The 15,925-nt window shown below is 55.6% G+C and carries 16 protein-coding genes; 8 read left to right on the forward strand and 8 right to left on the reverse strand.

Features of this window, described 5'->3' with window-relative positions; all coding sequences use genetic code 11:
* Positions 1 to 84 precede the first annotated feature (84 nt).
* Complete coding sequence (locus tag ACN0XZ_RS13555) at positions 85 to 1,344, forward strand: MFS transporter (RefSeq protein ID WP_417458313.1); 1,260 nt, start codon at positions 85 to 87, stop codon at positions 1,342 to 1,344.
* A 1-nt stretch (position 1,345) separates the two neighbouring features.
* Here ACN0XZ_RS13555 and ACN0XZ_RS13560 read toward each other — a convergent pair whose 3' ends face one another.
* Complete coding sequence (locus ACN0XZ_RS13560; RefSeq protein ID WP_417458314.1) at positions 1,346 to 2,071, reverse strand: transporter substrate-binding domain-containing protein; 726 nt, start codon at positions 2,069 to 2,071, stop codon at positions 1,346 to 1,348.
* 3 nt (positions 2,072 to 2,074) lie between these two features.
* Positions 2,075 to 2,995, reverse strand: coding sequence for a LysR family transcriptional regulator (locus tag ACN0XZ_RS13565; RefSeq protein WP_417458315.1), 921 nt, complete (start codon positions 2,993 to 2,995; stop codon positions 2,075 to 2,077).
* Between the two features lie 185 nt (positions 2,996 to 3,180).
* On the opposite strand from ACN0XZ_RS13565, the gene ACN0XZ_RS13570 reads away from it, so the two are divergent.
* The 5 genes from ACN0XZ_RS13570 (at position 3,181) to ACN0XZ_RS13590 (ending at position 7,973) form a co-directional block, all read left to right on the forward strand.
* A complete protein-coding gene (locus tag ACN0XZ_RS13570; protein ID WP_417458316.1) occupies positions 3,181 to 3,651 on the forward strand; it encodes a hypothetical protein in 471 nt (156 codons plus the stop codon).
* A 143-nt stretch (positions 3,652 to 3,794) separates the two neighbouring features.
* A complete protein-coding gene (locus ACN0XZ_RS13575; protein WP_417458317.1) occupies positions 3,795 to 4,955 on the forward strand; it encodes an alpha-hydroxy acid oxidase in 1,161 nt (386 codons plus the stop codon).
* 55 nt (positions 4,956 to 5,010) lie between these two features.
* Positions 5,011 to 5,667: a PAQR family membrane homeostasis protein TrhA gene (trhA, locus tag ACN0XZ_RS13580; protein WP_417458387.1), complete on the forward strand. Its 657-nt coding sequence runs from the start codon at positions 5,011 to 5,013 to the stop codon at positions 5,665 to 5,667.
* A gap of 40 nt (positions 5,668 to 5,707) precedes the next feature.
* Positions 5,708 to 7,387: an amidohydrolase gene (locus tag ACN0XZ_RS13585; RefSeq protein WP_417458318.1), complete on the forward strand. Its 1,680-nt coding sequence runs from the start codon at positions 5,708 to 5,710 to the stop codon at positions 7,385 to 7,387.
* Between the two features lie 115 nt (positions 7,388 to 7,502).
* Entirely contained in the window at positions 7,503 to 7,973 is a 471-nt protein-coding gene (locus ACN0XZ_RS13590) for an aminoacyl-tRNA deacylase (protein WP_417458319.1), read from the forward strand.
* A gap of 22 nt (positions 7,974 to 7,995) precedes the next feature.
* Here ACN0XZ_RS13590 and ACN0XZ_RS13595 read toward each other — a convergent pair whose 3' ends face one another.
* Positions 7,996 to 8,598: a transglutaminase-like cysteine peptidase gene (locus tag ACN0XZ_RS13595; RefSeq protein ID WP_417458320.1), complete on the reverse strand. Its 603-nt coding sequence runs from the start codon at positions 8,596 to 8,598 to the stop codon at positions 7,996 to 7,998.
* 434 nt (positions 8,599 to 9,032) lie between these two features.
* Here ACN0XZ_RS13595 and trmB point away from each other — a divergent pair, with 434 nt between their 5' ends.
* Positions 9,033 to 9,689 (forward strand): tRNA (guanine(46)-N(7))-methyltransferase TrmB, encoded by a 657-nt coding sequence (gene trmB / locus ACN0XZ_RS13600; protein ID WP_417458321.1) that lies wholly within the window; start codon positions 9,033 to 9,035, stop codon positions 9,687 to 9,689.
* A 2-nt stretch (positions 9,690 to 9,691) separates the two neighbouring features.
* Here the strand turns inward: trmB and ACN0XZ_RS13605 are convergent, their stop codons facing one another.
* Entirely contained in the window at positions 9,692 to 10,621 is a 930-nt protein-coding gene (locus ACN0XZ_RS13605) for a DMT family transporter (protein WP_417458322.1), read from the reverse strand.
* A gap of 97 nt (positions 10,622 to 10,718) precedes the next feature.
* Here ACN0XZ_RS13605 and ACN0XZ_RS13610 point away from each other — a divergent pair, with 97 nt between their 5' ends.
* Positions 10,719 to 11,639, forward strand: coding sequence for a LysR family transcriptional regulator (locus ACN0XZ_RS13610; RefSeq protein ID WP_417458323.1), 921 nt, complete (start codon positions 10,719 to 10,721; stop codon positions 11,637 to 11,639).
* Between the two features lie 15 nt (positions 11,640 to 11,654).
* On the opposite strand, the gene tdh is transcribed toward ACN0XZ_RS13610, so the two are convergent.
* The 4 genes from tdh to ACN0XZ_RS13630 form a co-directional block, all read right to left on the reverse strand.
* Positions 11,655 to 12,683, reverse strand: coding sequence for an L-threonine 3-dehydrogenase (gene tdh, locus ACN0XZ_RS13615; RefSeq protein WP_417458324.1), 1,029 nt, complete (start codon positions 12,681 to 12,683; stop codon positions 11,655 to 11,657).
* A 29-nt stretch (positions 12,684 to 12,712) separates the two neighbouring features.
* Positions 12,713 to 13,909: a glycine C-acetyltransferase gene (locus tag ACN0XZ_RS13620; protein WP_417458325.1), complete on the reverse strand. Its 1,197-nt coding sequence runs from the start codon at positions 13,907 to 13,909 to the stop codon at positions 12,713 to 12,715.
* Between the two features lie 109 nt (positions 13,910 to 14,018).
* Positions 14,019 to 14,591: a helix-turn-helix domain-containing protein gene (locus tag ACN0XZ_RS13625; protein ID WP_417458326.1), complete on the reverse strand. Its 573-nt coding sequence runs from the start codon at positions 14,589 to 14,591 to the stop codon at positions 14,019 to 14,021.
* A gap of 222 nt (positions 14,592 to 14,813) precedes the next feature.
* The gene (locus tag ACN0XZ_RS13630; protein WP_417458327.1) at positions 14,814 to 15,788 is read right to left on the reverse strand and encodes a patatin-like phospholipase family protein; all 975 of its coding nucleotides are present in this window, start codon (positions 15,786 to 15,788) and stop codon (positions 14,814 to 14,816) included.
* Between the last annotated feature and the right edge of the window lie 137 nt (positions 15,789 to 15,925).

Here is a 15,925-nt window from a genome sequence, read left to right on the forward strand (position 1 = left end):
CGGCGGTTGTTTGTAGGGCATATCCGCGATATCGGGTATAGAGTTTAGAGAAACTCGCCCAAAAGCGACGGAGCCATTTATTTTATGACCTTACGTGCGACCCTGATTGGCATTTTTGCGCTGCTGCTTGGTGCGGCGGCGCTTAATTTGGGGATGGGGTTGCAAGCTTCCCTTCTCGGTGTGCGTGCGGGCCTTGAAGGGTTTCCAACAATCCTTATTGGTCTTGTGATGTCGAGCTATTATGCCGGGTTTGTGGCCGGCAGCCTGTTCGCGCCCAAGATTGTCGCCCGTGTTGGGCACATCAGGACATTTTCCGCTTTTGCGTCGCTCGCGTCGGCGGCAGCGCTTTGCCACGCGGTGTTTGTTGACCCCATCAGTTGGGTCATCCTGCGTACGCTCACCGGTGTCTGTTTTGCCGCTCTTTGTCTGGTCACAGAAAGCTGGCTCAACGAACGGTCAAGCAACCTCAACCGTGGTACGGTTCTATCCATCTATTTTGTGGTTATTCTGGCGTCGACTGCTGCGGGGCAGGCGTTTCTGATGCTGGCGCCGCCTTCGGGCTATGACCTGTTTATTTTTGTATCTGTGATCATCTCCGTGGCGCTTGTGCCTATCGCCCTTACATCTACACCCACACCTGCAATCACAGCACCCAGGCGCATGGCGCTCAGGCAGCTTTACGGCGTTTCACCTGTTGGTGTGGCGGGTTGTTTTGGGGCAGGGCTTATAACCGGGGCTTTCTGGGCGCTTGGTGCCGTGTACGCACAGGGCAAGGGACTTGTGACGGACGAGATTGCGATCTTCATGACCCTTGTGGTGGGGGGCGGTGTGCTGACCCAGTGGCCGTTCGGGCGCCTTTCTGACCAGATGGACCGGCGCATTGTGATTGGGGGCCTTACGGTTTCAATAGCCGCGCTTGGCATATTTGCGGGCCTTGGTCTGTTCCCGCAGGGGCAGGGGCTATATATCCTTGGCGCTTTGATGGGTGGGCTTGTGTTGCCGCTCTACGGCCTTGTGATCGCGCACGCGAACGACTTTCTTGAGCCTGAGGATTTTGTGCCCGCAAGTGCATCACTGCTGTTGCTTTACGGTGCGGGCGCGATTGTTGGGCCCATGGTCGCAACCTTTGTGATGCGTTTTGCGGGGGCTGATGGCCTGTTTTTGCACTTGGGCGTTGCCGCAAGCCTTTTGGCGGCGTTTACCTTGTACCGCATGACCCAGCGCGCCGCCGCCCCCAGCGAAGAGGCGGCGGACTATGTATTTGCGCAAGGCATCAGCCCGGTGTCGTTCGAGCTTGACCCGCGTGCGGAAAGTGAAGATGAAGGCTGCGAAACCGACACCTGAGTTATTGGGTGGTGAACAGCGCGGTCTCGCGGGTTTTCCACCACCGGTTAAAAGCGTCGCGTAACGCTTCCTGATCCTTGCGGAAGAGGAAAACCTTGCGGATCACTGTATAGGGTTTGTCGGGCTTCACGGCGCAGAGGCCGGTGTCCTGTCGTTCCATATACAGCGCTTCAATGCCATCGGTGAACATCACATCCGCATTGCCGTCCTTGAGGGCGCGGAAGGGGGCGTGATTGTCTTCTAGTATGGTCAGGTCGGCGTTCTTGAGCGTTGTGCGCGCGAACCTCTCATTGGTGCCGCCGGGGTTTTCAACCACCCGCACGCCGGGGCTGTCTATCTGACGCAGCGTATCATACTGAAGTTGTTCCCCGCACCGCACGAGCGCGACCTTGCCATCGGTGCGCACGGTCTCGGATACCAGCGCGAGTTTAGCGCGCTCATCTGTGTAGGAAATGCCGCCAACGGCCATCATGAATTTTGCCTCTGTCAGGTCGCCCATCAGGCTCGGCCAGCTTGTTTGCACAAATTTGATGTCTCTGCCTGTGTCACGGGCGAAGGCTTTAACAAGGTCGATATCGTCACCGGTAAATTCACCGCTTGCCGGGTCTTGCCAGCTTACAGGTTGGTAATCTCCCGTTGTGCCAACGAGGATGGTCTCGGCCGCATAGGCGAGCGCCCCCTGGAGGCAGAGTGCGAGGGCGGTGAGGAATTTCGCTGTCCTTGTCATGCTTTACACCTCTGCAGAAGGGTTGGTGGTGCACTGAACACGCTCCGCGATCCAGGTATGGAAATCGCGAAACTTCTGTGTCTCCGCAAACTCGTATGAGCACACGAGCCAATCTGACGGCTCGCACGGCTTTGCGTCGCCCAGAGGCACAAGAAAGCCGCGTTTTACATCGTTTTCATATAGCAGGGTTCTGCCAAGGGCCACCCCAAGCCCGTTGATGGCGGCCTGAAGGGCGAGGTCGGTACGGTCAAAAAGGCTGATGGGTTCAATAGACTGGATAAAGCTCGGCTCGCTCGCTTTAAACTCAGCCCAACCAAAGGGGATAGAGTCAGATTCTGTTGCATGGTCCAGCAGAATATCGACAGGTTTCTCCCACGGGTTTTCAAGGTCTATATTATTGGCCTCTATATACGCAGGGCTGGCCAGAGGCTGCATATAGGAACGGCTGAGCCGAATGGCCCGGAGGCCGGGGTAAGGGCCAAGGCCAAAACGAATGCCGACATCTGCGTCATCGCGGGTGAAGTCCACCAGCCGGGTTTGTGCCTGCACGGAAATATCTAGGCCAGACTGCTTCGCCACCACAAGAAGCGGCACCATCCATTTCATGGCCAGCGACGGCGGTACAGATACACGGATTGTGGTGCTACGTCTCTTGGCCTGCACCCGCCCCATGGCGGCTTCCAGTTCCTGCATGTTCTCATAAGCTGTGGCGCATAATATGTCGCCGGCAGTAGTGAAGCGAAGGCTGCGGGTCGTGCGTTCAAAAAGCTGCACCCCGATCATCTCTTCAATGGCCCGGATGCGATGGCTCACCGCCGTTTGATGAACTTTCAATATCTCAGCCGCGCGGGTGAAATTCCGCGCCTCGTGCATTGCGGCGAGAAAGGGCGCGGCCTGCGCCAGTTTCAGAAGGCGGTTATTCATGAACTAATCTCATGTATTTAGCATCTTTTCATAGCTTGTTGTTTTTACCCAATGAACAAAAATATAGCAACACGGCAAACAGAGGGCACTCTCCCCCGCTCTTGGCATGAAGTCTCGTCTTGAAAGGTGTTTCTTCAAACGCTTCTCTTTTGCCGATGCGACAGCGAGGACAATGGAGACCGATCATGAATAATACTCTCGCACCAAACAGGATGTTTTTATGGGCGTCTTTGCTGCTTCTGGCGCTCGGTATCTGGGCCGCCGAAGCGCAGGCGCAAGCGCAGGTGTTTCACATCACGCAGGACCGCTCTCTTCTGAAGGGCAACAGGGCCATGCAAGCCGGTGAGATTGAAGAGGCGCTTACTCACTACCGCAAGGCGGTTCGTAAGGACCTGACGGTTGAGGAACGCACGATGGCGTTCAACTCGATCTGCGCGGCAGAGTTCGTTCTCGGTAACGCTGAAGCTGCGGCGGAAGCCTGCACAGCGGCGATTAATGGCGACGACCGGTACTGGAAAGCGTTTGTCAACCGGGGCAACGCAAGGAAAGCGCTTGGGGACAATGAAGGGGCTGTGGCGGACTATTGCCGTGCTTTTGACCTTCGCCCAAGCCAAGTAAGTGGCACGTTTGAAGCGCGGTGTGACGCACTCGGCTGAGCTTTAAACTTGTCCTGAAGGGTCGGCCAGCGAACCCCTTGGCCGGCCCTTCTTTATTTTTACGCGCGCACCACTTTCCTTAAAGCTTCCCTGTACGGTTTATGTCTGGCTATATTCCTCTCAAGCGTAACCGGGGGGAAACGATGAGCCGGAAACTTCTGACATATGATGATTTCAGGTTGGCTGCCAAACGCGCGCTGCCACGCCCCATGTTTGATTATATTGATGGTGGTGCCGACGACGAGGTAACGCTCAGGGGCAATACGGATGCTTTCCGGACTTATGAGCTTGTGCCCGAGGCGCTCAGAAACATTACTGACGTGGATGTGAGCACGACCGTCTTGGGGGCCAAGATGGCAGCGCCGGTTATTCTCTCCCCCACAGGCATGAACCGGTTGTTTCATCATGACAAGGAACTGGCTGTCGCGCGCGCGGCGGAAGAGGCGGGCCTGATGTATTCCCTGTCCACGCTCGGCACGACCAGCATGGAAGACATTGCTGGTGTGAAGCCGGGGCCGAAGATGTTCCAGATTTATATTCACAAGGACCGTGGGCTCACCCGCGAGTTTGTAGCGCGTGCGAAAGCATCGGGGTATGACGCGCTTTGCCTTACGGTTGATGTACCGACCGCAGGCAATAGGGAACGGGACCTCAGGTCCGGCCTTATGATGCCACCGAAGTTCACCTTATCAAGCCTTTTCAGCTTCGTTTCACATCCGAAATGGTCATTGAACCTGCTGCTTAATCCGGATTTTCAGCTTGCGAACGTCGCGCACCGGCAAGACGGCCTTGCAGACGGTACCATGGGGGTGATCGCATATATCAACAGCCAGATAGACGGTGCCATCAGCTGGGATGACGCAGCCGAGGTGATTGAGGCATGGGGTGGGCCTTTTGCGATCAAGGGGCTGTCATCGGCGTCTGATGCCCGGCGTGCGCTTGATGTTGGAGCCAGCGCGGTCATCATATCAAACCATGGCGGCAGGCAGATGGACGGGGCCGTTGCGCCCATTGACTGTGTGGCCCCCATGCGGGACGCGGTTGGCGACGCGATGGAGCTTGTTGTGGATGGCGGGGTGCGTCGGGGCACTCATGTGCTTAAAGCGCTTGCCATGGGCGCGAACGCGGTGTCTTTCGGGCGGCCATATTTGTATGGCCTCGCCTCCGGTGGACAAAAAGGTGTGGCGCGCGTGCTGGAGCTTTTCCTCAAGGAGTTGAAGCGCGACATGATGCTGCTTGGATGCCGCAATTTAAGCGAGATCAGACCTGACCATATACGCCAGACAATGAGAGTTGGCCGATAGGCGTTGATTGCTGCTATAGTGGCGATGCATTGATGAGGAGCTGAATTTGGCAAGCGTGAAACAGATCCGAAACTATTCACCGTCAGAAGAGGTGTGGCATGCGGTTACCCACGGCATTGGCGCTATTCTGGCCGCTGTGGCACTGGTGTTTCTGATCCTTAAGGCGGCGGATGTTGGCGGGATCAGTGTTATGGTTGCCGCTGCGCTTTATGGCGGTTTCATGCTGGTGATGTATGTGTGTTCAACGCTATATCACAGCTTTTTCAAGTCTCGTTTGCAGCCCTTTTTCAAGTTTCTTGACCATAGTGCGATCTATTTCAAAATCGCCGGCGCCTATACTCCTTTTGCCCTTATTACCCTGCCCACGGCTGTTGGTGTGTGGGTGATGATAGGTGCCTGGGGGGCGGCTATCCTTGGCGCGGCCCTCAAATTTCGCGCGTATCTCAATAAATCCGGTAAGAAATTCAGCCCTGTCTCGCTTCTTCTGTATCTGGGCATGGGGTGGGCTGGTGTGCTGATGATTGGCGAGTTGATGGACCGCTTGCCGAGCGCGGCTATCTGGTGGCTGATGGCTGGCGGTGTTTGTTACACCGTTGGTGCGCTTTTTTATGCGCTCAAGCGTGTGCCCTATACGCACGCGGTGTGGCATGTATTTGTGATGGCGGGCAGCGCGTGTCACTTCATTACCATTTATGTCTATGTGATGCAGTAAGCCGCGCGCGCAGCGCATCGCACTAACGAGGGGGATCGTTATGTCGTTCAGGTTTCTGGGGAATGCAGTTGCACTTGTTACGCTTGCCGCAGTAGGCAGCCTGTCTGCAAAGGCTGAGCAGGTGGTAGCTGATCGCATATTCCGTGGCGGGGTTATCTGGACAGGGGCGTCCGATACGCCGGATGCAACGGCAATTGCCATATCGAACGGTAAGATACTGGCCGTGGGCAGCGAAGACGAGATCAGCGCCTATCAGGGTGCGATAACGGATTTTGTTGACCTCAAAGGTCGTTTTCTCATGCCGGGTTTCACCGACAATCACGTGCATTTTGAAATGGGCTCCAATGGCCTTAGCCAGGTGCAGCTCAGAGACGCCGCAACGCCGGAAGAGTTTGCGCGCCGCATCGCTGAGGCAGCATTAGGGGCGCCAGAGGGCGCCTGGGTGCTTGAGGGGGCATGGGACCATGAGCTTTGGGGCGGTGAGTTGCCTGACCGCGCCTGGATTGATGGGGCTACGGCTGATGTGCCGGTGGCGGTGACCCGGCTTGATGGGCATATGATCCTTGCCAACACAAAAGCCATGACGCTCGCAGGCATTGGCCCGGATACGCCGAACCCGGAAGGCGGGGTGATTGTGCGAGATGCATCGGGCCGCGCCACTGGTGTTTTCAAAGATAATGCGATTCCGCTCATTATGTCGGCGATGACACCGCTCACGGACGCGGCAATGGAAAAGATCTTCAAGGACGGTATCGCCCATGCGCTAAGCCTTGGTGTCACGCAGGTGCATGATATGGGCTATGACTGGCGCAGCCTTGAGACGTTCCAGCGCCTCCAAGCCAAGAGTGAACTTAAAATCAGGGTCTATGCTTTCACGCCGCTTGCACAGTGGGAAAAGCTTGAGGCTTATGTGGATGCGCATGGTCGGGGTGATGATCAACTGCGTTGGGGTGCGCTCAAAGGGTTTGTGGACGGCTCACTCGGCTCAACAACCGCGTGGTTCTATGAGCCCTATAGCGATGAGCCCGATACGGCAGGCTTTCCCGTAGCAGATATGGATGAGCTGGAGGCGGACGTGAAAGGTGCCTCCAGTGCCGGGCTTCATGTCACGGTGCATGCCATTGGCTATCAGGCGAATGACAAGCTTCTGGATATTTTTGAGCGTGCCAGCGAAGGCCGTGACCCAAAAGACCTGCGCTTCCGCATCGAGCACGCGCAGCACCTGACGGCGGATGCCATAGCGCGGTTTGAGCCCCTTGGGGTCACCGCGTCCATGCACCCCTATCATTTGATTGATGACGGACGCTGGGCTGAAAAACGCATCGGAGCGGCGCGGCTTAAGGGCACCTATGCAATAGGTTCCGTGATGGCGACGGGGGCCAATGTCACGTTCGGGTCTGATTGGTCTGTGGCACCGCTTGACCCTATTCAGGGCATCTATGCTGCGGTCGCGCGCCGCACCACAGACGGCAAGAACCCGGACGGCTGGATCGCAAGCGAGAAGATCACCGTGGCACAAGCCCTTAAGGCCTATACGCAAAATAACGCCTACGCCGGGTTTATGGATGACCGGTCTGGCATGCTGAAGCCGGGGTATGTCGCTGACCTTGTGGTCCTGTCTGAAAACCCGTTTATGGTTGAGCCCGCCGCGCTGAGCGATATCAAGGTTCTGCGCACTGTTGTGGGCGGGGCGGACCTCTATATGGCAGACAGCAACTAGGCGTGGATGTTTTGCCAGCCTTTAGCCGTTCTGCTATAGTGAGCAGTCCATAACTCCTCATACCTCCATGCCCATATGAGGACAGCAACACAGTGCTGACCAAAGGAGGTTTCAGATGACAATTGCCCCAATGCTGCAGGATCATATCGAGGAACGTGGTATCGATTATGATCTGATGGCGCATGACCGGGAAGTGGTGGCGACCCGTATCGCCCAGGCGGCTCATATCCCCGGAAACTCGTTTGCCAAAGGTGTGCTTCTCAAGGCTGATTCAGGCTATCTCGTTGCCGTGGTGCCCGCAAACCGTCATGTTGATTTGGCGGAGTTGAGCCACAGGCGGCATGAGCGCCTTGGTCTCGCGAGCGAAGAGGAAGCCCGGCGTATCTTTGCCGATTGTGACCCAGGTGCGGTACCTGCCTGCGCGGATGCGTACGGTATCCCCATGATTGTGGATAGTGAGCTGACAGACTTTGACGAGATTTATATGGAAGCAGGAGACCACCAGAACCTGATCCATATGAACCGGAAAGCCTTTGCCCGGTTAACCGCATCGGCCGAGCTGGCCTCTATCTCGCGGGCGCACTGATACCCGCGAGACAGATAGGGCATTAACGCCTGCCAGACTGTTCGGTCGCGGCAGTAACGGTGGCTGTTTGCGCGCCATCAAAATGTTCCCAGTGGTCTGCACCGGCGACCTCCCGCATGCGCCAGGAATAGGGGAAACTGGCCCACGGCGCGCAGGAAGGGTAGCGAATATCACAGATCACGGTGCCGAGGTTTGTCTCGATCGACAGCACCGCATGATACTGGCCGTCCTCCGTATAGGCTGTGGCGAGGCGGAAAGCCGCGCTATAGGCTGGGAACTTCCGGCGCAGAAGTTGGCGGAAGGTGAGGGCATAGTCCTCACAGTCGCCGGGGCCTGTGGTTTGGCGTGCCTGCCAGAAATCACCTTCCTCTTCAGCGGGAATGACCAAGCCGCGGACCTGATAGTCGGTGGCCTCCAGCGCTCGTTTTAACGAGACTGTGTTGGGGATCGCGCATTCCTCAGGGTTGCGGGCGCAAAACTCTTTGAATGCGCGCGGCGGTACAACATGCTGCCCTTTGGGCATTACGCCCGCTTCAATAAGCGCACTGTCATTTGGAGATATGCCGATGCACGCGCTCAGGGAAAATGCCAAAAAGATCAACTTCAGAAAGGTAGCCATAGTCATATATCCTTCTCCCCGTTTCCGGGATTGTCCTTGGCGGATACCTCCGCCTTATTTTGCCTGAAGGATGATGCGACAACATGCAGGCAGAACCCTGCTTGCTTACTTTTCCAGACCCCAAGAGCATATTGATGCTCTTTTTGTGCCCTCGCTGAAAAAGAATCGCGAAATATGTGGGTGGATTGTTTGCGCCAGACCCCTTAATAGCAAATTAAAGTCCATTTTTTACTAAAGTAATATTATAATTTTCGGTGTTTGTTTTTAGTTTGTCTTCAAAGTTGTTAAATTTACATTTGAATTTTATGCATATTTTGAATTTTATTTATATATGTAGATCAAGGGGTTAGTGTCGTGGCGCAAAGGCCCTGTAAGGGGGATTAAATACACTATATGCGTGTTTTTCTTGTCTGTGCCCGTGTTTGAATGAACGGATTTGCATGAAAGCGAACTCAAAAAAAATTTTTAGCAACCAAACCGGGGTGCATGAAAATCTGGAAAAAACGGTGTTGAGGCACCTGGAAAGCAGTTTTCTGAAACCCATTAACGATCACACACGTTTCGCTTTTGATGTGGTCTCAAGCCAGATTGCAAAGGTGAACAAGCCTATCGTGTTGGATGCTTGCTGTGGTGTGGGGGATAGTAGCCGCGCGCTGGCACGGCAGTTCCCAGATCACTGGGTGGTGGGGGTCGATAAATCCGCGAGCAGGTTGAGCCGGGAACGGGATGAAAAACCACCCGAGAATCTTATCCTTGTGCGCGCGGACCTGAATGATTTTTACCGTTTGGCCGCCGAGGCACGCTGGCAGCCCAGCCATCACTTTGTGCTCTATCCGAACCCATGGCCGAAGGCTGAGCATCTGAAACGGCGCTGGCACGGGGCACCAGTGTTTCCCTATATGCTGAAACTTGGCGGGCTGCTGGAGCTGCGCTCAAACTGGCGACTGTATCTTGAGGAGTTCAGGCAGGCTCTTGTACTGGCTGGCCATACAGGTGTGCTCAATGCGTATGATGCCCGCGTTCCCATCACGCCTTTTGAAGCGAAGTATAAAGAAAGCGGCCAGACCTTATGGCGCCTGACAGCTAACCTTTCCTGAAATCAAGCTGGTTTCTTGTTTGGTCTCAGGTTGAACACAATCATGGAGACAAGGGTTAAAGCCACGCCAAACCAGCCAAGGGTGTTGACCGAGGTGAAGAGGATGGTGTCAGGCCACATCTGATGACCGATATAGGCGGCAAAGATGGTCATTAGCGGCGTAGCAGCGACAACGGAACCGATATGTGTGGTGGGCCAATACTTGAGGCTTTCCGAAAAGGCTGTGTAGGCGATGAGCGTATTGGCCGCGCAAAAGGCGAGGATGGCCCAGTTTGCGGAATTCAAGCCCGTGAAACTTGTGAGGTCCGCCGCGGGCAACAGGCAAAAGATTGCAACAACATAGATGAACAGAAGCGTATTGGCGGAAGATAACCGCCCCGCCAGTTTCTTTTGCAGTACTGCATAGATGGTCCAGATAAAGGTCGCGAAAACCGCAATGGCCGCGCCGATCAGGAACTTTGTCTCACCAAGCTCAAACTCAGAGATAGAGGCATTGAAAAAAAGCACCAGCCCAGTAAAGAGGCCAACAAAACACAGGCCCTGAAGTTTGGTCAGCTTCTCCGCGAAGAAAATAACACCAGCCAGCGCCATGAAAAGCGGCATGGTTTGCGAGAAAACCTGCATGGCGGATGCGTCAATGAAGGTAAGCCCATATATATAAAGCACATAATCGCCAATGAGGAAGATGGCGGCCAAGCTGAGTGCCCCCCATTCCCGTTTATTGAGGGAATGGAACTCCCGCAGTTTGCCGCGCGCGCCCTGAATGCCAGCACAGACGATTGCCGCAACAAGAAAGCGAAACCAGGTGATGGTTACCCCGTCTTGCAGGGTGAGGGCGAAGATCAGCGCGATAGGCAGGATGCCCCAGAAAATAACCGTCGTGCTGACCATGAAAAGGCCAATAAGAAAGCTGTTTTGTGGTGTCTGGGACATGAGGCTGATCCTTGTTTTGCTGTCCCCTCCTTGTGCCTTGAAAAGTCATATTCATAAATGATATAATTTATATAGTAATTATGCACATGAGTAATATATGGCGCACAACCTCAGAAACCTTGACCTGAACCTGCTGGTGTCGCTCGACGCCCTCCTGAGCGAATGCCACGTTAGCCGCGCGGCGGACAAGCTGGGGCTGAGCCAACCCGCCATGAGCCGCATGCTCGGGAAGCTGCGCGATATGTTCGCTGACCCCTTATTGGTGCGCGGGCAGGGTGGCCTTGTGTTGACTGAGCGTGCGCAAGAGCTGTTGCCTCGCCTGAATAACATTCTTGAGCAGACCCAGCAGATACTGGAAGCAACCGATTTTGATCCTGCACGGACAGACAGGCAGTTTCACCTCCGTGCCACCCCCTATGGGATGCAGACCTATCTGCCGACAGTGGTGAAACGGTTTTGCGAGGTGGCGCCAAACGCGAGCCTGAAGGTTGCGGAACTGGATGCTTTCAGCCTGCGGCAGGACCGGGCTCCGGAATCAGACCTCGCGATCGTGCCTGATGTGATCAGTGTGCCTGAAAGTTATATGACCAAAACTTTGGGCGCGGACCATTTTATATGCGTTATGGCGGGGGATCATCCCCTTGCCAGGGCAGAGCTTACCCTCGAGGCTTATGTCGCCTATCGCCATGTTCAGGTGACTATGGGCGGCGGCCCGCATACCCCGGTGGATGATATGCTCGCGGGGCTCGGCAAAACACGGGTGAGGTCGCTATTCGTGCCCAATGCGGCGGCGGGACTTGCCATGCTGCCGGGCACAGACCTCTTGATGACCCAAACCTCCCGCCTTGCGGTCCCGCTCGCGAAACAGTTTGGCCTTGTGACTAAAACCCTGCCTTTTGAGCTGGAGCCCGCGACGTACCGCATGGCCTGGCATCCGGTGCACCATCATCATGAGGCGCACCGGTGGTTCCGTAAGCTGGTGTATACCGAGATCAGGCAGGTGCTGCAGGGCGGTTAGCCCTTCACGTCGCGCTTATGCCGCCCAGTCAAGGATTACTTTGCCGGACTGGCCCGAGCGCATGATATCAAAGCCTTTCTGGAAATCATCGGCTTTGAAGCTGTGGGTCATGATCGGGCTGAGATCAAGCCCGCTCTCTAACATGGCAATCATTTTATACCAGGTTTCAAACATGCGGCGGCCATAGATACCGTGTACTTGCAGCCCTTTGAAAATCACATGGTTCCAGTTAATGCCGGTGCCTTCAGGCAGGATACCGAGAAGGGCAACCTTGCCGCCATGGTTGATGGTCTCGAGCATGTTGCCAAACGCTTGCGGCACACCAGACATCTCAAGCCCCACATCAAAACCCTCATGCATATGAAGGTCTGCCATCGTATCACGCAGGCTTTCCTTGGTGACGTTCACCGCGCGGGTGGCGCCCATTTTAAGCGCGAGGTCAAGGCGGAAGTCGTTTACGTCCGTTATCACGATGTTGCGTGCGCCCACCCGGCGGGCAATGGCAACCGCCATGATGCCGATGGGGCCTGCGCCGGTGATCAGTACATCTTCGCCAACAAGATCGAAGCTGAGCGCGGTGTGTGCGGCATTGCCGAGCGGGTCGAGGATCGCGCCAAGGTCGTCCGAAACCGCGTCCGGCAGCGGGCAAATATTAACTGCGGGGACCGAAATATATTCAGCGAAAGCGCCGGGGCGGTTCACGCCAATGCCTTCGGTGTTGCGGCAAAGATGGCGTTGGCCCGCGCGGCAATTACGGCAGTGCCCACAGGTGATATGCCCTTCGGCAGACACGCGTTGGCCAATGGTCAAGCCCTTGACCTCGCTGCCTAATTCCACGATTTCACCTGCAAACTCATGGCCAACATGCATGGGAACCGGGATGGTGTCTTGCGCCCATTTGTCCCAGTTATAGATGTGCACGTCTGTCCCGCAGATGGCGGTTTTTTTGACCCGAACGAGCACGTCGTTGTGGCCAACCTCCGGCATGGGGACGTCTTCCATCCAGATACCGGTTTCTGCTTTTGCTTTTACAAGTGCTTTCATGAGCTTTGTCCTGAAAAGGGAGGATTTCCTTAGGAAATAACGCCAAGTTCCCGCCCGATGCGGCCAAAGGCCTCAACCGCGCGGTCAATTTGTTCCGAAGTATGAGCTGCAGACATTTGGGTGCGGATACGTGCCTGGCCTTTGGGTACTACGGGGAAGGAGAAGCCGATCACGAAGATGCCTTCCTTCAAGAGTTCCTCAGCCATTTTGGCGGCCAGTGCCGCATCACCCAGCATTACCGGGATGATGGGATGCCCGGCGCCCGCAAGCGTAAAGCCTTGTTTTTCCATGCCTTCTCGGAAGCGTGCCGCATTGGCATGCACCCTGTCACGCAGTTCCGAACCTCCTTCGAGCAGTTCAAGAACCTTGATGGAGGTTGCAGCAATTACAGGCGCGAGCGTGTTGGAGAAAAGATAAGGGCGCGAGCGTTGGCGCAGCCAGTCAACCACCTCTGCGCTTGCGGCCGTGTACCCGCCTGATGCACCGCCAAGCGCTTTGCCAAGGGTGCCGGTAACGATATGCACACGGTCCTGCACGCCAAAATGCTCCGGCGTGCCCGCGCCATTTTCCCCAATGAAACCAACAGCATGGCTGTCATCTACCATCACCATGGCATCGTATTTTTCAGCCAAATCACAAATGGCAGGCAGGTTCGCGAGGATACCGTCCATCGAGAACACACCATCGGTCGCGATCAGGCGGAAACGGGCGTCCTGCGCGTCTTTGAGGCATTTCTCAAGCTCTGCCATATCATTGTTGGCGTAGCGAAAACGCCTTGCTTTACAAAGTCTTACACCGTCGATGATGCTGGCGTGATTGAGCGCGTCAGAGATGATGGCATCTTCTGGCCCCAGAAGGGTTTCAAAAAGCCCGGCGTTGGCATCAAAGCAGCTTGGGTACAGGATAACATCCTCGGTTTTGAGGAACTTCGCGAGCTTGGCCTCAAGCTCCTTGTGCACATCCTGTGTGCCGCAAATGAAGCGCACGGAAGACATGCCGTAGCCGTGGCGGTCAAGCGCAGCCTTAGCCGTTTCCACCAGAATGTGATCGTTTGAAAGACCTAAGTAGTTGTTTGCACAGAAGTTAATATAGTCCGTATCTCCTGCGCCAGACACGTGCACCGCCGCTGACTGCGGGGTGGTGATCACCCGTTCGCTTTTATAAAGGCCTGCTTCCTTCACCTCTGCCAACTGGTCGCGAAGATAGCTTTTATAGCGGTTGCTCATAGTCTGTCCTTCATGCTTTCGGGCATCATAGAATGCCCTGAATTCGATATACTAAATACACTGTTCAATATATTGTTCAAGTGCGTTTTTGTGCGCGATATTGTATTTTTTAAGGCGTGATCACCATCATCAACGCCCGCGCGGCCGTGTTGCCACGGTTTTCGATAACATGAGGGATATCCGCCGCATAACGCGCGGTATCCCCTGTCTCTGTTGCTTTTTCTTCGCCGCCATTTTCAACCCACAGCGCGCCTTCAAGGACCGTGAGATGCTCAACGGTGCCTTCGCCGTGACCGTCTGACGCCAGCTTGCCGCCAACCTCCAGGCGCATATCATACCATTCCGTGTGGGATACAAGGTCAATAGGCCCTAAAATCCTGAGCACGCATTTGCCGTCAGCGCTTTGTATCTCTGGTGTTTGGTAGGATTTCACCACGTCAAACGCGGGCGCTTCTTCCGTTTCTTCGGTTGCGCCCCCCAAGAGACTCGCAATATCAATGCCCAGGGATTGGGTCAGGCTCCAGAGCGTTGCGAGTGTTGGGTTCGTCAGCCCGCGCTCGATCTGGGACAGCATGGATTTGGACACGCCTGACTTTTTGGCAAGCCCATCCAGCGTGAGCTTGCGTTCCGCGCGCAGGGCCTTGATTTTTTGCCCAACGTCGGGCGGTGAGTTGCGGGCCATGGTCTGTCCTTGGCGGTTGGCTGGTGTTATACGCATGTTCACTATATTGAATTTTCTGCGTGCGTCCAGCAAAAGGAAACTGTGGCAAAAAGCGCCACACTTTGCTGAAAAGTGTGCGCGAAAGTGCGGCGTATGTGTGGCGTAAGTGTGCGCATTTCTGCGGCGTAAGTGTGGCGTGTTTCGCCACACCGTGCCCATCACATGATCGGTGCTGCGGCGACGTTAGTCCGCGCCGGTTTGCCACCCGGCTTCCAGCGCCGTGCGGGCTTCATTCTCCCCCATGGTGATCAGGTTCTGGATATCGTTCGCGGTAAAATCGGTCACATCAATCGGCAGGCGCTCCTCCGGGCGTATCTCGATAAACTCGATGACATGTTTACCGTGGGCGAGGAGCTGATCCCCCGGCGCCCGGCAGGCCCTGTTCACTTTTTTTACTTCATCGAGGTCATTGTTCATGATTTCGCTCGTTAGCGTGCCAATGGTGCGCTTGAGAAGCTTGAGGATGTTCCGGAAGTTTTGCCGCGCATAATCAGGCGTCATCTGGTCTGGTTTCATGGCAATCACGGCCATTTTGCGCGCACCGCGTTTGATCGCTGGCTTAAGCGGCGCAATGTTGCGGATACCACCGTCCGCCAGTGGCATATCGTTCACCCACATCAGCGGCATGGCCACCGGCTCGCGGGTAGAGGCAATCACATAATCAAGGATATTGTCACCAAAGGTATCAACATCCGCATCAAAATAGTCGCCCGTCGCCATATTGGTGACACCGCAGGCATAATAGGCGGTGCTGGCGCGCAGGTTTTCCGGTTTGATATTGGCGCGGGCCAGGTCTGCCGCACCGTTCATGGTGGTCAGACCGTCAAAATTGCCAAACAGCACATCGCCCACGAGCTCAAGCGTGCCGCGCTTTTTGCCGATGGAAGCAAAGCTCGTGATATTGTCGCGCCAGAAGGCTTCCAGCTCATTGCCGATCTCCGCCCAGTTGGGGGCGTTGCCCGCCCGCACCGCAGCGCCTGCGCGGTCCGCCAAAAAACCACCGTTCATGGAGCCGACGGAAACACCGTAAATGGCGTTTGGTTCAAACCGGCTACCGTCTGGAAATGTGTGATTGAGGAGCGCTTTAACCGCCCCCGCCTGATACGCGCCTTTCACATTGCCGCCTGAAAGCACAAGCGCCCGATCGAATTGTGGCATCTGAAATCCCCCTCATATTGAGCCCACCTCAAGAGTGATGAGCCTACATCAGAGCGGGCAATTTTTCCCTTAAAAAGTTACTGAAGCCCGCTTGGCTGGTGACCAGTTCAGACAGGGGGCTTGACCTTTCCCGCCCT

Source organism: Kordiimonas sp., from assembly GCF_048264555.1.
Classification (GTDB): Bacteria; Pseudomonadota; Alphaproteobacteria; order Sphingomonadales; family Kordiimonadaceae; genus Kordiimonas.

What these genes read in the sequence shown, in the direction of transcription:
- ACN0XZ_RS13630 (WP_417458327.1), bottom strand. Translation starts at nt 15,788, where the DNA reads ATGCCACAATTCGATCGGGCGCTTGTGCTTTCAGGCGGCAATGTGAAA.
- ACN0XZ_RS13575 (WP_417458317.1), top strand. Translation starts at nt 3,795, where the DNA reads ATGAGCCGGAAACTTCTGACATATGATGATTTCAGGTTGGCTGCCAAA.
- ACN0XZ_RS13570 (WP_417458316.1), top strand. Translation starts at nt 3,181, where the DNA reads ATGAATAATACTCTCGCACCAAACAGGATGTTTTTATGGGCGTCTTTG.
- ACN0XZ_RS13590 (WP_417458319.1), top strand. Translation starts at nt 7,503, where the DNA reads ATGACAATTGCCCCAATGCTGCAGGATCATATCGAGGAACGTGGTATC.
- ACN0XZ_RS13620 (WP_417458325.1), bottom strand. Translation starts at nt 13,909, where the DNA reads ATGAGCAACCGCTATAAAAGCTATCTTCGCGACCAGTTGGCAGAGGTG.
- ACN0XZ_RS13565 (WP_417458315.1), bottom strand. Translation starts at nt 2,995, where the DNA reads ATGAATAACCGCCTTCTGAAACTGGCGCAGGCCGCGCCCTTTCTCGCC.
- ACN0XZ_RS13560 (WP_417458314.1), bottom strand. Translation starts at nt 2,071, where the DNA reads ATGACAAGGACAGCGAAATTCCTCACCGCCCTCGCACTCTGCCTCCAG.
- ACN0XZ_RS13555 (WP_417458313.1), top strand. Translation starts at nt 85, where the DNA reads ATGACCTTACGTGCGACCCTGATTGGCATTTTTGCGCTGCTGCTTGGT.
- ACN0XZ_RS13605 (WP_417458322.1), bottom strand. Translation starts at nt 10,621, where the DNA reads ATGTCCCAGACACCACAAAACAGCTTTCTTATTGGCCTTTTCATGGTC.
- ACN0XZ_RS13625 (WP_417458326.1), bottom strand. Translation starts at nt 14,591, where the DNA reads ATGGCCCGCAACTCACCGCCCGACGTTGGGCAAAAAATCAAGGCCCTG.
- trmB (WP_417458321.1), top strand. Translation starts at nt 9,033, where the DNA reads ATGAAAGCGAACTCAAAAAAAATTTTTAGCAACCAAACCGGGGTGCAT.
- ACN0XZ_RS13585 (WP_417458318.1), top strand. Translation starts at nt 5,708, where the DNA reads ATGTCGTTCAGGTTTCTGGGGAATGCAGTTGCACTTGTTACGCTTGCC.
- tdh (WP_417458324.1), bottom strand. Translation starts at nt 12,683, where the DNA reads ATGAAAGCACTTGTAAAAGCAAAAGCAGAAACCGGTATCTGGATGGAA.
- ACN0XZ_RS13595 (WP_417458320.1), bottom strand. Translation starts at nt 8,598, where the DNA reads ATGACTATGGCTACCTTTCTGAAGTTGATCTTTTTGGCATTTTCCCTG.
- ACN0XZ_RS13610 (WP_417458323.1), top strand. Translation starts at nt 10,719, where the DNA reads ATGGCGCACAACCTCAGAAACCTTGACCTGAACCTGCTGGTGTCGCTC.